Below are 13,339 nucleotides of genomic sequence, written 5' to 3' on the forward strand. Positions count from 1 at the left end.
TTCCACAGGCAGGCCCGTCGACAAATGCCTCGACAGCGGCGCGGTGATCGGGGACGCTTCGCGCGATGACAAGAATCGACGACACCCCGCCCGCCTGGGACGACCGTACCCAGCTCACCACATTCCTCGACTACGCACGGGCAACCGCCCGCGCCAAGTGCGACGGCGTCTCCGCGGAGAACGCGCGCAAGTCGCTTCTGCCGGGGTCGCCCCTGATGACCATGAGCGGACTGATCAACCACCTCCGCTGGGTCGAGTACTACTGGTTCCAGGTGATCTTTCTCGGCGAGGAAGACCAGGCCCCCATGACGGATGAGGATCCGGACCGCGAGATGCGGATCGCCGTCGACTTCCCGCTGACGCAATTGCTCGACGAGTACGCCGGACAAAGCGCCCGCTACCGCGAACTGGTCGCCGAAAACGACCTGGACAAGCGGGCCGAGCGAACCATCCGCAACGGCCTCCACGTCGATCTGCGCTGGATTCTCCTCCACCTCACCGAGGAGACGGCCCGCCACAACGGCCACCTGGACATCCTGCGCGAGATGCTCGACGGCGCGACCGGCGCCTAGGGGGAAGGCGCACCGCACGCGTCCGGATCCCTGGATTCCAGGGCGGAAGACCAGGCGTTCCGGGGATGACGGACCGCCCGAGAGCTCGCGGAGGGAAGGTCTGCTCCACCTGCGCACCGCCGGTCCTGGGCTCTAGCGGGATACTGGAGGCAGGACGGAGGCGGCCATGCTGACGGAGCTGCGCGGTCATGTGGGCAAGTCCCTGTTTGCCCGGGTGGCGGGCCCAGACGGTCCGGCCACCCGGGCTCGGATCCACGACACTCCGGGGCCTCGCTGGTTCGAGCCCGACCGCCCCATACGCACAGTTCACGGCGACGCCTCGATGTTCATCGGCGGGATCAGTGCGCTGCTGCTGCAGTCCCTGCACCCACTCGCCATGGCGGCAGTCGCCGCCCACTCCGGCTTCCGGGGCGACCCGTGGGGCCGGTTGCAACGCACCAGCACGTTCCTCGCGGTCACCACGTACGGCACCGCCGACGACGCCCAGCAAGCGGTCGACGGTGTCCGCGGCATTCACGAGCGCATCCGCGGCAGGACCGCCGAGGGCCTGACCTATCACGCCGCCGATCCGCACCTGCTCGGCTGGGTCCATGCGGCCGAGACGGACAGCTTCCTCCGTGCCCATCAGAGGTACGGGGCCTGTCCACTCGACGCCTCCGCATACGACGCCTACGTAGCCGACACCGCCCGGGTCGCTGAGGCCCTGGGAGTGATCGACCCGCCTCGCGACCGCCGCGGCCTCGCCGAGCGCCTGTCCGTCTACCGGCCTGAACTTCGGGCCACCCCCGAAGCCAGGGCCGCCGCGCGCTTCCTGCTGCTGCAACCGCCGATTCCCCTCGTCGCACGGCCGTTCTACGCCGGGCTCGCGGCGAACGCTGTGGCCGTACTCCCCTCGTGGGCCCGGGACTTGCTGAAACTGCCACGCCTGCCGGTCGTCGAGGACCTGGCCGTGCGTCCTGTCGGCCGTGTACTGACAGGCGCGATCCGCTGGGCCATGACGGCGCCACCGCCAAGCAGGTGACGAGTCCCGACCCTCTGCCGGTCACCACCCCTGCCGTGGCGGTGCGGGCAGGGGACTGGGAGGCGGTGGGCGACGAGATGCCGGGCGGCCCCGTTCGTGGCCGGGGGCAGAGGGAGTGCGGCAGGGCACGTGTCTGCTGCACTTCCTGGCGCAGCCGTGGCCATCGGGCCGCCCCTCGACCACGCGACCGGCCTGCATCCCAGCCTCACCACCGTGCCGCTGTGCGGGGTCGACCCCAGCCAGGTCGTACTCGCCACGCGCACCGGCGACCGCAGCCGTCTGATCACCGCCTTCCCGTGCCGAGACTCTGCTCACCGGAGCCCCCAGGCTGGGCCGGTACAAACGACCTGATCAGTAGCGGCTCCGTCCGCGTACACGAGTGATCGTGCCCGTGCCTGATCTGCCGCCACGCCCTGACGAGAGGCTCTGGGGGCACGGTATGCGCGAGCATGCTCTGCCCACAATCGTGGAAGTGCGCCATGCGCCGCTGACGGGCGACTCGGCAGCCGAGGAAGACGCATTTCTGGGGCGGGCGACTGTTCGACGACCTGGAGCCTCGGACCGCCGGCCGCCGGCCGCCGGGCGGGAGCGGCGATAGGCGGATGACACAGGCCAACTCGCAGTCGGACTGTGAGCTGAGGCAGGTGCTGCACCGGAATGCGGGAACCACGCGCGGATCGTCACTCCTCGAACGGCGTGGCGAACAGCATGTCCTCGACCGTGGGAACTGCGAAATCGGGGAGGTGACGGCGGCCGACCTCGGCGAAGGGGTGCATCACCACCGACATCGGATTCATGCGACAGATCGAGAGGATGGTGTGGACGGCGTTCTGCTTGAAATCCTCCCTGGGGAAGGCGGTGAGTATGTCCTCCAGGGCGTCGGCCGGTATTTGCTGAAGACCTTGCCCGGCGAAATCGACTGCGGAGCCGACGGAGACCATGGCGATCTCCGGCCTTTTCCGGCTCGCTATGCTGCTGCTGGTATGCAGGGCGATGGCGTCCCAGACGACTGCAACCCGGTCCTCTGGCACACCCTGTTTCCTGAGGAACCTCTGCGCGGCGTCCGCACCCCCGACTTCGAAGCGTTCGCCCGGTACCTGGTATGTCTCCAGCAACCCGAGGTCATGCAGGACCGCAGCGACGAAGGCCAGCTCCCGGTCGTAGCGGATACCTCGGCGCTCGAAGAGCACAGCACTGTAGAGGTACGTCCGCATGACGTGGTTGAAAAGGGTCACGGAGGACGCGTTTCGTGCGAATCTCACGGTTTCCCGTGTCAGTTCGGTGTTGGGGATACGAATTCCCGCGACCGATGCCGGCAGCGCGTTCTCCCGGGAAAGCGACCCACTGTCGCCCTCTACCGCAACGGCGGGGGGAGTGGAGATCGCGGTGGCGAGAAGGGACGCCGCGCCGACAGCGGCAATTCCCGTGCTGCTTCGTAGCACTGACCGCCGAGTGACGTCGCTTGCGGCATCGTGATCGCCTTTTTCAGACATGTTGCGTTGCCTTCTCTTCAGTGGTGCGGACATGAAGAGCCTATGGAGGGCATGGGGGATTTCGACAGTGGGGCGAGTGACAACGACCGCCTGGTTAGTGCCAGATGACTCCGGGGCAACTTCCTGTCCTCGGCCATCTGCTGGGCGGGGAAGGCGTCGACCTGCACGGCTTGGTTTATGGCGTCGGTCTTGGGCGGGCCGGTGAGTCGCCTGGGGATGGCCACGGCTTGGACTGCCGTGGCGATGAGGGTGACGGTGAACCGTTGGTTCTCGGTCCGTACGGCGTGGAGGTGGTCCGTCTGACGGGGCAGGCCTCTCAGCCTCCACGAGCAGACGGCCGGAGAGAGGGTCGTCCACGACGGCTGTTGCACGGCAGGGTGTCCGGCCGCTGGTCAGGGGGATGTGTCGGCAGGTCGCGCAGATGGTCAGGCTGCTGGTGCGAAGGCCGTGATGGCGTCGACGAGGTCGGCCGGAGCTTCCAGCGGGATCAGGTGACCGGTGGTCGGTATCACCGTGAACTCGATCTGGGGGAGGTAGGGCACAAGGTTGTCGCGGAGCACGTCGACGGGTTCGACCTGGTCGTTCTCTCCGGCGACGACGAGGGCGGGGACGCTGATCATGCGGGTGTGCTCGGTGATGTCCTCCGCGATACCGTGGAGCGGCCATTCGGTGCTGGCGGCGTCGGCGCCGGCTCGCGAATCGGTCGCGATCTGTGCCTTGATCGACGCGGGCAGCTCGGTCGCGGTGAGGATGTGGTCCCGTGCCCCGGCTACGGACTCGTCGGAGTCGTAGGCGTGGGAAAGGGCTTCCTGGTACTCGGGAGTGATGTGTGCCGCGGGCTTCGCCGGGCCGGAGCCGACGAGGACGATGCCGCGCAGGCCGGCGGGCCGGGCCGCCGCGACCAGTTGCGCGACCTTGCCCCCCATCGAATGCCCGACGAGGACGTAGTCGGTGACGCCCGCGTCGGCGAGTACGGCGAGCGTGTCGTCGGCGAGCTGACGGAGCGCGCAGGGGCCGGGTAGACCGCTGGACCGGCTCCACCCTCGGAAGTCGATCGTGAGCACGTCACGCCTCGGAAGGCGGTCGACCACGAGGTCCCACGTGCGGGCGGAACCGCCCCAGTAGTGCAGGAACACCAGGGTGGGTCCGGTCCCCGGCTGATGGTCATAAGCGGGCAGCAGCATCGGCTGCGTTGCGGTCATCGTGGCTCTCCTCGTCACTGTTCTGGGCGATTTTCCTTGGTGTTCATTGAAGCTCCCGGACCGAGGCGGGGCATCGGTGCGACTGGTCTTCTGATAGTGGAAACTGGACAGGTGACCGTGATCCGTCAGATGGCGTACCAGCCCGCAGAGCGCCGTGCCGACACGGTCGAGGCGATGACGTTCGGCCGCCTTCGCGAGCTGAACGACGGCGGCACGCAGCGTGCCGACTTCCATGTCCTCGCCGTCGTCGATGCCGGGCACGGCTCCGTCACGGTGGACTTCCTCCGGCACCCGCTCAAGGAGCGGTCCGCGGTGTGGATCCCGCCCGGCGCGGTGCACCGATGGGATGACATCGCAGACGTGACGGGACACCTCGTGCTGTTCGTGCCGACTGCTCCGGTCACCCACGCCACCCGTGAACTCGTCGCGTCCCCGGACCTGGCCGCGCAATGGAGCATTCCTGACGCCGACTGGCCGTTCGTGGACGCCGCACGCGACCACCTCCTCCTTGAGGCTTCCGCCCCACCGGGGGACATCTCGGGGGAGCTGCCCGGCATCCTGCTTTCCGCGCTGATCGCCCGTCTCCGGCCACCGCACGCCCGAGTACGGATCTCGCATCCGGTGTTCCGTCTGTTCCGATCCAGCGTCGAAGCGCACTTCCGGGAACACCACGACGCCGGCTATTACGCCCGTGCGCTGGGATACGCGCCCCGCACCCTGTCGCGAGCGGTGCAGCAGGTCAGTGGCCGCACGGCAAAGGGGTACATCGTCGACCGGATCGTCCTGGAAGCCAAACGGCTCCTCGCGCACGACCGCCTCACCGCGGCCCGCTGCGCCAACGTGCTCGGCTTCTCCGACGCGTCCAACTTCTCTGTGTTCTTCCGGAAGGCGACAGGCATGAGTCCAGGCGCGTGGCAGGCGACGCCGGCCGTCAAATGAGTAGGTGCACTGATGAACCGACGGCGACGAGCGGCCCCTGCCGAGGGGGCCTGCTTCTTAGAGGTTGGTTTCGCCTGGGCTGTCCCGTGCTTCGGCAGCATCCCGGGTGAGGGCATGCTGTCTTCGGGAGGGGCGGGGCGTCGGCCGCGGTGGGCGCGGGCGTCAGCCGGCAGCGGGCGCGCCCCTGGTTCGACAGCGGATCGGGCGGCTTCTTCGCCGCTGCCGTCGACAAGGCGGTGGCTGCTGCCGGGGCTCCCGGGTACGGCCGTAGCCGCCATGAGGGTGCGTCTCCATGCGATGCGATGCGATGCGATTCGAGGCGGTGGCGATCGGCTGGCTGGGCCTCACTCCCAGACGACCACGCTGCGCCGTACGGGCACTGTCGCAGGGCCGGAGGCGAAGAGTTCCGGGGAGTGGCTGCGGATGCGCTCGATGTCGTCGAAGACGGCGCGAAGGTGATCGCGCATGCGGCTGCGGGCCCCGGGAATGTCGCCGGCGGTGATCGCGGCGAAGATCTCGTGATGCTGGTCGGCGAAGACGGTGGGGGACTCGTGGCCGTGCAGGCCGAGCCGGCGGGCCCGGTCGAGGTGGCCCTTGGCGGCGGCGACGGTGGCCCAGGCATTGCCGTGACCGCTCAGCCGCATCAGATCGCGGTGGAAGGTCTCGTCCAGCGCGAAGAACTCCTCGCGGTCGAGACCGGTGCGACGCTGGCACTCCAGGTTGTTCCGCAGTTCCTCGACCGTCTCGGCGTCGAGCTGCTCGGGAAGGTCCTCCAGGGAGGCGAGTTCCACCGCTTCGCGCAGGAACTGTGCGTCGGCGACCTGGGCGGCGTCGACGCGCGAGACGAACGACCCGATCTTCGGGAAGACCTGTACGAGTCCCTCCTGGGCGAGGAGGATCAGGCTCTCCCGCACGGGCGTGCGACTGACGCCCAGTGAGGCGGCCAGTTCGTTCTCCGACAGGGCGGCGCCCGGGGCGAGTTCCAGGGTCAGGACCATCTGGCGCAGCTTGAGGTAGATGTCGCGCCGACTGGTCCGCCGCCCGTTCGATTGAGCCATGCGCACATCCTACGTACTGGACGAAGAGTCTTGCTCCCCTGCGCGACAGATGCTTGTATACAAGTACTGCACGACAGGATGGAGCTGTAAGTGAGCAAGATCGAGCGGGCCGAGGTGCTCGTCTCCTCTCCCGGTCGCACGTTCGTCACGCTGCGCATCACCACCACCGACGGAGTCACCGGACTCGGAGACGCCACGCTCAACGGGAGGGAGCTGGCCGTCGCCAGTTACCTCCGGGACCACGTGGCCCCGCTGCTCATCGGCCGCGACCCCGCCCGCATCGAGGACATGTGGCAGTACCTCTACAAGGGCGCCTACTGGCGCCGCGGCCCGGTGACGATGACCGCGGTCTCGGCCGTCGACACCGCGCTGTGGGACATCAAGGGCAAAGTCGCGGGCCTGCCCGTGTACCAGCTCCTCGGCGGCCGTTCCCGCGACGGCGTGTTGGTCTACTCGCACGCCAGCGGCACCGACGTGCCCTCCCTCCTCGACGACGTCGAACGCCACCTGGAACTGGGCTACCGGGCGGTGCGGGCCCAGGCCGCGGTTCCCGACGTCGGCGGCACGTACGGGGTGCGCAAGGGCAGGATCTACGAGCCGGCCGCGACCGACCTGCCCGAGGAGCAGCCCTGGGACACCGACGCCTACCTCGGCTTCGCGCCGGGCTACCTGGAGGCGGTCCGGGAGCGGTTCGGGTTCGGCTTCCACCTGCTGCACGACGTGCACCACCGGCTGACGCCGATGGAGGCCGCCCGCTTCGGCCGAAGCGTCGAGAGCTGCCGGCTGTTCTGGATGGAGGACCCGACCCCGGCGGAGAACCAGGAGGCGTTCCGGCTCATCCGCGAACACACCACCACACCGATCGCGGTCGGCGAGGTGCTGAACTCCATCTGGGACGTGCAGCACCTCATCACCGGGCAGCTCATCGACTACGTACGCACCACCGTCGCGCACGCGGGCGGCATCACCCACCTGCGGCGGATCTTCGACCTGGCGGCGCTGTACCACATCCGCACCGGCTCGCACGGCGCCACCGATCTCTCACCCGTCAGCATGGCCGCCGCCGTGCACCTCGACGTCACCGTGCCGAATTTCGGCATCCAGGAGTACATGGGTCACGCGGAGGAGACCTCCGAGGTGTTCCGCTCCGGCGTCACCTTCGCCGACGGGTACCTCAATCCCTCCGACGAGCCCGGCCTCGGCGTGGAGTACGACGACAGGGCCGCCGAGCGCTTCCCTTACCAACGTCGCTATCTCCCCGTGGCGCGCCGTCTCGACGGTTCGGTGCACGACTGGTGAGCGCCGCACCCGCCCTTCCCCGCCTGAACCGCCGCGCGCTGCCGCGACTGGCTCCCGGCCTCCGGCCCGCCGTCGACCCGACCGGACTGCGCCCACGCATCCTGCACTTCGGGCTCGGCGCCTTCCACCGGGCTCACCAGGCCCTCTACACGCAGAACGCCGCCGCCGTCTCCGGCGAGCCCTGGGGCATCACCGCCGTCGCGCCCCGCTCGACCGCCACCGTATGCGCCCTGAGGGAGCAGGACTGTCTGTACTCGGTCGTCGAGCGCCACCCCGACGGCCACACCTGCCGCGTCGTCGGGTCCGTCGTCGGCGCCCTGGCGATGGGACCCGACGCCGAAGCCGTCGACGCGCTGCTCACCGACCCCGAGGTGAGCGTGGTAACCCTCACGGTGACCGAGAAGGGCTACCACCGGTCGGCCGCGACGGGCGGCCTGGACACGGCGGCGGCACCCGTCGCCGCGGACCTGGCCGCCCCGCCCGGCGCGCCGCTCACCACTGTGGTGGGACGCCTCGCTTCGGGCCTGGCCCTGCGGATGCGGTCCGACGCGGCCCCCGTCGCCGTCGTCTCCTGCGACAACATGGCGGGCAACGGCGCCGTACTGGCCCGCGTCGTGCGCGAATTCGTCCACGCCTCGGCCTGGCCGGACCGCGAGAGCGTGCTGGCCCGGCTGGACGAGACGGTGACCTTCCCCTCGACCGTCGTCGACCGGATCGTGCCCGCGACCAGTGACGACGACCGGTCGGCCGCCCGCACCGCGCTGGGCCTCGACGACGGCCTGACCGTGGCCGGCGAGCCCTACCGGAGCTGGGTCCTGGAGGACTCCTTCGCCGCGGCCCGGCCACCCTGGGAGTACGACGGCGCCCTCTTCGTACCGGACGTCGGCCCGTACCAGCTCACCAAGTTGCGGCTGCTCAACGGCTCCCACTCGGCCCTGGCCCACCTGGGCCTCGCCACGGGACACGCCACCGTCGCCGACGCCATGGCGACGGATTGGGGCGAACGGCTCGTCCGCGCGCTGTGCGCCGAGGTCGCGCCCACCCTGCCGGCCGGAGGACCCGACCCCGAGGCGTACGCCGGTGATCTCGTCGTCCGCTTCCGCAACCCCACGATGCACCACCAGCTGCGGCAGATCGGCTCCGACGCTTCCCTGAAGATCACCGAGCGCTGGCTGCCCGCCCTGCGCGAGCTGCGCGCGAGCGGCACGGACACGCCGGTCCTGGCCCTCGCCCTCGCCGCCTGGGCACACGGCACCCGGCCCGGTGCCCCCGACCGGTCGGACCCCGCGGCAAAGGCACTCGCCTCCTGCTGGAACGCGGGCGGCCCTGCGACCGGGACGGTGAGCGCGCTGCTGCGCACCGTCGGCGCGGCGGATCTCGCCGACGACACGGTCCTCACCGCGGCCGTCGCCGACCGGTTGCCCGCAGTGCGCGCGGGCCGCGTCGAAATCTGACCCCCTCCGCAGCACTCCGACCTTCCCGCCCCCCGTGCAACCCACCCCCTGCACCCACCCGTTCCACCGTTCCCGTCCCCGAACAACGGAGTTCACGATGAAGGACAGCGCCGTCGCCGCGGAGCAGACGCGCCCCGCGGAGCGCACCACGGGCGATCTGGCAAGAGCCGCCGTCTCGGGCTGGCTGGGCACGGCCATGGAATTCATGGACTTCCAGCTCTACTCGCTGGCCGCCGCGATCGTCTTCAACAAGCTCTTCTTCCCCGACGTCAGCCCCGCGATCGGACTGATCGCCGCGATGGCCACCTACGGCGTCGGCTACGTCGCCCGGCTCGCCGGCGCGGTGTACTTCGGACGCATGGGCGACCGGCTCGGCCGCAAGAAGGTCCTCTACATCACCGTGCTCCTGATGGGGGCCTCGACGACCCTGATCGGCGTCCTGCCCACCTACGGCACGGTCGGCATCATGGCACCGATCCTGCTGGTCGCGCTGCGGCTGGCGCAGGGATTCGGCGCGGGCGCCGAGATCGCCGGCGCGACGGTGCTCCTCGCCGAGTACGCGCCCGCCAAGCGCCGGGGCCTGATCTCCTCGCTGGTGTCGCTCGGCACCAACTCCGGGACCCTGGCCGCCTCCGGCTTGTGGGCCGTCCTGCTCGCCGTACTCACCGAGGACCAACTCCTGTCCTGGGGCTGGCGGCTGCCGTTCCTGCTCAGCTTCGCCATGATGCTGTTCGCCGTCTGGCTGCGCCGCGGCCTGAAGGAGAGCCCCGTCTTCGAGGAACGCGCCGACGTCGTGGACGGTGTGGCGCTGGACCGCGACCAGGTGGAGGCGGCCATCACCGACTCCGCTGAGCAGCAGGGCACCGTACTGGCGGCCGGCGTGCGGCAGCGCAAGGGCAAGGCGTTCTTCCTCGCCCTGGCGCTCCGCTTCGGCCAGGCCGGCAACTCCGGACTGATCCAGACCTTCCTCGTCGGCTACATCGCCACCAATCTCGCCGTCGACCGGTCCGTACCCACGGACGCCATCGTGTACGGCTCGCTCGTGGGCTTCGCCACCGTGCCGTTCATCGGCCTGCTCGGCGACCGCGTCGGCCGCCGCGTGCTCTACCTGGTCGTCTCGGCGCTGACCATGGTCCTCGCCTTCCCGGTGATGCTGCTGATCACCTCCGGTACGACGCCGGGCGTGATGATCGGCATGGTGCTCGGCCTCAACGTCGGCGTGCTCGGGCTGTTCTCGCTGGAGAGCGTGACGATGGCCGAACTCTTCGGCGCCCGCACCCGGTTCACCCAGCTCGCGCTCGCCAAGGAGATCGGCGGCATCCTCGCCACCGCGATAGGCCCCGTCCTCGCCGCCACCCTCACGGCCGTCACCGGGAGCTGGTGGCCGATCGCCGCCATGCTCATCGTCTACTCACTGATCACGTTCGTCGGCGCGTACCTGGCGCCCGAAACCCGCGGACGCGACCTGGTCCGCCTGGAGGACGCCGTATGACCACCGCCACCGAGAGCCACGGAGCCCCCGCCGACAGGAAGCGCACCATGCGTGCCCTGGTGGTGCACGGCCCAGGCGACGTCCGCGTGGACGAACGGCCACTGCCGGTACCCGGACCCGGCGAGGTGCTGCTGGCCCTGGAATGGGGCGGGATCTGCGGATCCGACATCGCCTACTGGAGGCACGGCGCATCCGGCACAGCCGCGCTCAGCCATCCACTGGTCCTCGGGCACGAGGTGGCGGGCCGCATCGCCGCGCTCGGCCCGGGCGTCACCGGGCTCGCCGAAGGCCAGCCGACGACCGTCCACCCGGCCCGGCCGGTCGGCGACGGCGTACTGCCCCAACGGATCGCGGGCCGCACCAACCTCTACCCCCACATCCGCTACTTCGGCTCGGCAGCCTTCACCCCCCACACCGACGGCGGGTTCAGCGAATACCGCACGGTCGACGCCGACCAGGTACGGCCGCTGCCGGACGGGGTGGACACCGAGCGGGGCGCCCTGGCGGAGCCGCTGGCCGTGGCCCTGCACGCCGTCGGCCGGGCCCCGTCCCTGCACGGCCGGACCGTCCTGGTCAACGGTGCCGGACCGATCGGCTCCCTGGTGGCGGCCGCTGCCAAACACCGCGGCGCGGACACGGTGATCGCCGCCGACCTGTCAGCGGACGCGCTCGCCGTCGCCCGGGCGATGGGAGCCGACGAGACCCGCGACCTCGCGCGCGGCGAGACGCTGCCGGAGGACGTGGAGGTGGTCTTCGAGGCGTCCGGCGCCCCGGCGGCGCTCGGTGCGGTATTGCGGGCCACCGCCCGTGGCGGCACCCTCGTCCAGGTCGGCAACCTGCCCGGCAGCGCGGTGACCGCCGTCCTCGGCGACCTGGTCACCCGCGAGATCACCTGGACGGGGTCGTACCGCTTCGTGGAGGAGATCGACGACGCGCTGCTCGCCCTGCGCGACGGCGTGGACGTTACACCGCTGATCACCCACCGGTTCCCACTGGACCGGGCGGCCGAGGCCCTGTCGGTCGCCGCCGACCCGGCCGCCGGGAGCAGCAAAGTGCTGCTGCGGCTGTCCGACAGGTGGGATTCGGCTCCCACCTAGGACACCGCAGTTGTGGCCGTGGCGGCGACACCGTTTCCCCTCCCACGCCGAGTTCGACCTGTTCGTGGACCTTTCTCACCCGGTCGACACGCATCACCGACGGCGCCCGGACGTGGTGCAGGTCAGCGACCGCTTCCCTCGGTGGCAAGGGCTGTCGAAGCGGATCGGGGACATCGCCGCCGCCCACCGCAGTCGCCTACCCGCCGCAGTTGTCAGGCGTGCCTGTCTCCTGGGCTCACTGAAGGCACCACAGCCGACTGCTACACACCGCCTCCTTTCACCCGGCACCGACCTTTGGTGCGCGTGACGTGTCCAGCATTCGCGTGCGTGTCACGCGCAGCGTCTTCGACGCGAGGCGACGGCCTTCCGGCTCCGGCAGGAAGGCCGGTCAGCCGAGGTTGTCCGCGCGTCCCTCGTCACCGTTCGTCGGCTGACCTCGTAGTGGCCGTGGGCGGCACCTGGGTTGCGTGCCACCTCTGCCGTTTCGGCCAGCCGGCTGAGCTCGGCCGCCGACTCCCGCAGGGCGGGCGGCGCCGGTGCGGGCTCAAGTCGGGCCGGGGACACGCCGTGGTCGGCGAGCAGCGTTGTCGGCTCCACGACGCTCCTGTCATCCAAGGGCTGTGCTCGGCGGCAGGGCGGCGGTCTTCAGGATGCGCGCCGGGCGACCGAAGCGGGGCCGATGATGCCGGGGCCGAATTTGTCGCGCACCCGGTCCACGGCGGCCTCGGCGACGAGCGGGGCCTCACGGACCTGGCCCAGGCTGATCTCCTGGGTCACCTGGAGGTGGGCGGCCGCGAACAACGCTGAGATCGCCCGCACCCCGACGAACTCCTCCTGGCTCAACCGGATCGAGGCCCCGTTCACCGCCCCGCGCTACTTCACGCTCGACGGCACCGACCACGCCGACCACAAGGGAGCAGGGCAGCATGATCCGCCGCTTCATCATCTGGCGCCGCTACATCATCTGGCGAAACCGCCGGGCCGACGACCGGCGCCTACGCGGCGTCGTCGACCGGGCGACCGTCGCCTGATCTACTCGTCGTCGCGGCACAGGCAGAAAGGATGGCCGGCCGGGTCGAAGAGTACCCGGACGTTCTCCCGTGGTTGGAACTCCGCGATGGTGGCGCCCAGGGCCACCGCCTCGGCGACCGCCGAGTCCAGGTCACCGACCTGGAAGTCGAAGTGCATCATGGGGCGCTGATCACCGTCGGCCGGTGGCCATACCGGAGGCCGATAGCCCTCCGCTTGTTGGAAAACGAAGAACGGTCCTTGCGGTGAGGCAGCCACAATGGCTGTTCCCGGCTCTTCGTGCCCGACCTGCCAATCGAGAAGCTCGGCATAGAACTTCGCCAAACCGCTGGGATCCGGCGCTTCGAGCGTGGTGCCCCACCACATGCCGCCTGTTCGAGATCGCATGCTTGAGCCTACCCGAGCCCTCCACACACGCCGTTACCACCGTTGGCACCGGAGCGAGTCACCCTGAGCAGTACGACGGGGCGAACGTCGCCTGATGCGGCTGCGGATGTGAATGGTGATCTGGATCGTACGGGAGGTGCGGGCGGCAGCCAGCGCCGCGATCGGCGCCCCGCCACGACCGGTGAAGGCAAAGATGAGGGTTGTAACGAGTGGAGCGAGGGCGGCCTTGCCGAAGCCCTTCGCCCTGCCGGTTCGCGATCGCCTGGCCGCCTGCCTCTCCCGCCGCCGCCCCGAGC

The 13,339-nt window shown here is 70.1% G+C and carries 12 protein-coding genes and 1 pseudogene; 8 read left to right on the plus strand and 5 right to left on the minus strand.

From position 1 onward, the window contains the following. Positions 1-65: 65 nt before the first annotated feature. Together BZZ08_RS01695 and BZZ08_RS01700 are read left to right on the plus strand one after the other, a co-directional pair. Complete coding sequence (locus BZZ08_RS01695) at positions 66-572, plus strand: DinB family protein (RefSeq protein WP_104630293.1); 507 nt, start codon at positions 66-68, stop codon at positions 570-572. Positions 573-738: 166 nt separating this feature from the next. Further along, a complete protein-coding gene (locus BZZ08_RS01700) occupies positions 739-1,593 on the plus strand; it encodes an oxygenase MpaB family protein (protein WP_104630294.1) in 855 nt (284 codons plus the stop codon). A 680-nt stretch (positions 1,594-2,273) separates the two neighbouring features. Here BZZ08_RS01700 and BZZ08_RS01710 read toward each other — a convergent pair. Both BZZ08_RS01710 and BZZ08_RS01715 read right to left on the minus strand, forming a co-directional pair. Beyond that, on the minus strand, positions 2,274-3,119 hold the full coding sequence (locus tag BZZ08_RS01710; RefSeq protein WP_241965319.1) for an HD domain-containing protein: 846 nt from the start codon (positions 3,117-3,119) through the stop codon (positions 2,274-2,276). 392 nt (positions 3,120-3,511) lie between these two features. Then, positions 3,512-4,288, minus strand: coding sequence for an alpha/beta fold hydrolase (locus tag BZZ08_RS01715; RefSeq protein WP_104630296.1), 777 nt, complete (start codon positions 4,286-4,288; stop codon positions 3,512-3,514). Positions 4,289-4,399: 111 nt separating this feature from the next. On the opposite strand from BZZ08_RS01715, the gene BZZ08_RS01720 reads away from it, so the two are divergent. Further along, the gene (locus BZZ08_RS01720; protein ID WP_241965320.1) at positions 4,400-5,227 is read left to right on the plus strand and encodes a helix-turn-helix domain-containing protein; all 828 of its coding nucleotides are present in this window, start codon (positions 4,400-4,402) and stop codon (positions 5,225-5,227) included. 344 nt (positions 5,228-5,571) lie between these two features. Here BZZ08_RS01720 and BZZ08_RS01725 read toward each other — a convergent pair whose 3' ends face one another. Beyond that, positions 5,572-6,285 (minus strand): GntR family transcriptional regulator, encoded by a 714-nt coding sequence (locus BZZ08_RS01725; RefSeq protein ID WP_104630297.1) that lies wholly within the window; start codon positions 6,283-6,285, stop codon positions 5,572-5,574. 90 nt (positions 6,286-6,375) lie between these two features. On the opposite strand from BZZ08_RS01725, the gene manD reads away from it, so the two are divergent. The 4 genes from manD (at position 6,376) to BZZ08_RS01745 (ending at position 11,627) form a co-directional block, all read left to right on the plus strand. Next, on the plus strand, positions 6,376-7,584 hold the full coding sequence (manD, locus tag BZZ08_RS01730; protein WP_104630298.1) for a D-mannonate dehydratase ManD: 1,209 nt from the start codon (positions 6,376-6,378) through the stop codon (positions 7,582-7,584). Then, entirely contained in the window at positions 7,581-9,038 is a 1,458-nt protein-coding gene (locus BZZ08_RS01735) for a mannitol dehydrogenase family protein (protein ID WP_104630299.1), read from the plus strand. Before manD ends, BZZ08_RS01735 begins: the two co-directional genes overlap by 4 nt. 97 nt (positions 9,039-9,135) lie before the next feature. Next, positions 9,136-10,530, plus strand: coding sequence for an MFS transporter (locus BZZ08_RS01740; protein ID WP_104630300.1), 1,395 nt, complete (start codon positions 9,136-9,138; stop codon positions 10,528-10,530). After that, positions 10,527-11,627: an L-idonate 5-dehydrogenase gene (locus tag BZZ08_RS01745; RefSeq protein WP_241965321.1), complete on the plus strand. Its 1,101-nt coding sequence runs from the start codon at positions 10,527-10,529 to the stop codon at positions 11,625-11,627. The genes BZZ08_RS01740 and BZZ08_RS01745 overlap by 4 nt, the downstream gene beginning before the upstream one ends. A 645-nt stretch (positions 11,628-12,272) precedes the next feature. On the opposite strand, the gene BZZ08_RS38675 is transcribed toward BZZ08_RS01745, so the two are convergent. After that, positions 12,273-12,491, minus strand: a complete 219-nt coding sequence (locus tag BZZ08_RS38675) for a hypothetical protein (RefSeq protein ID WP_198601232.1) — start codon at positions 12,489-12,491, stop codon at positions 12,273-12,275. Between BZZ08_RS38675 and BZZ08_RS39910 the strand changes: the two are divergent. Then, positions 12,412-12,658 (plus strand): annotated as a pseudogene (locus BZZ08_RS39910) (IS630 family transposase); the annotation flags it as partial. The gene BZZ08_RS38675 and the pseudogene BZZ08_RS39910 overlap by 80 nt on opposite strands. A 1-nt stretch (position 12,659) precedes the next feature. Here the strand turns inward: BZZ08_RS39910 and BZZ08_RS01765 are convergent. Next, positions 12,660-13,043 carry a VOC family protein gene (locus BZZ08_RS01765; RefSeq protein WP_342210948.1) on the minus strand — a complete coding sequence of 128 codons (384 nt, stop codon included), beginning with the start codon at positions 13,041-13,043 and terminating at the stop codon, positions 12,660-12,662. Positions 13,044-13,339 lie beyond the last annotated feature (296 nt).

The organism is Streptomyces sp. MH60, assembly GCF_002939385.1.
In the GTDB taxonomy this organism is placed as follows: domain Bacteria; phylum Actinomycetota; class Actinomycetes; order Streptomycetales; family Streptomycetaceae; genus Streptomyces.

Bases quoted from the DNA above. Each gene is read 5' to 3' on its own strand.
- BZZ08_RS01725 (WP_104630297.1), bottom strand. From the start codon at position 6,285: ATGGCTCAATCGAACGGGCGGCGGACCAGTCGGCGCGACATCTACCTC.
- BZZ08_RS01740 (WP_104630300.1), top strand. From the start codon at position 9,136: ATGAAGGACAGCGCCGTCGCCGCGGAGCAGACGCGCCCCGCGGAGCGC.
- BZZ08_RS01715 (WP_104630296.1), bottom strand. From the start codon at position 4,288: ATGACCGCAACGCAGCCGATGCTGCTGCCCGCTTATGACCATCAGCCG.
- BZZ08_RS01700 (WP_104630294.1), top strand. From the start codon at position 739: ATGCTGACGGAGCTGCGCGGTCATGTGGGCAAGTCCCTGTTTGCCCGG.
- BZZ08_RS01695 (WP_104630293.1), top strand. From the start codon at position 66: ATGACAAGAATCGACGACACCCCGCCCGCCTGGGACGACCGTACCCAG.
- BZZ08_RS01765 (WP_342210948.1), bottom strand. From the start codon at position 13,043: ATGCGATCTCGAACAGGCGGCATGTGGTGGGGCACCACGCTCGAAGCG.
- BZZ08_RS01710 (WP_241965319.1), bottom strand. From the start codon at position 3,119: ATGTCCGCACCACTGAAGAGAAGGCAACGCAACATGTCTGAAAAAGGC.
- BZZ08_RS01745 (WP_241965321.1), top strand. From the start codon at position 10,527: ATGACCACCGCCACCGAGAGCCACGGAGCCCCCGCCGACAGGAAGCGC.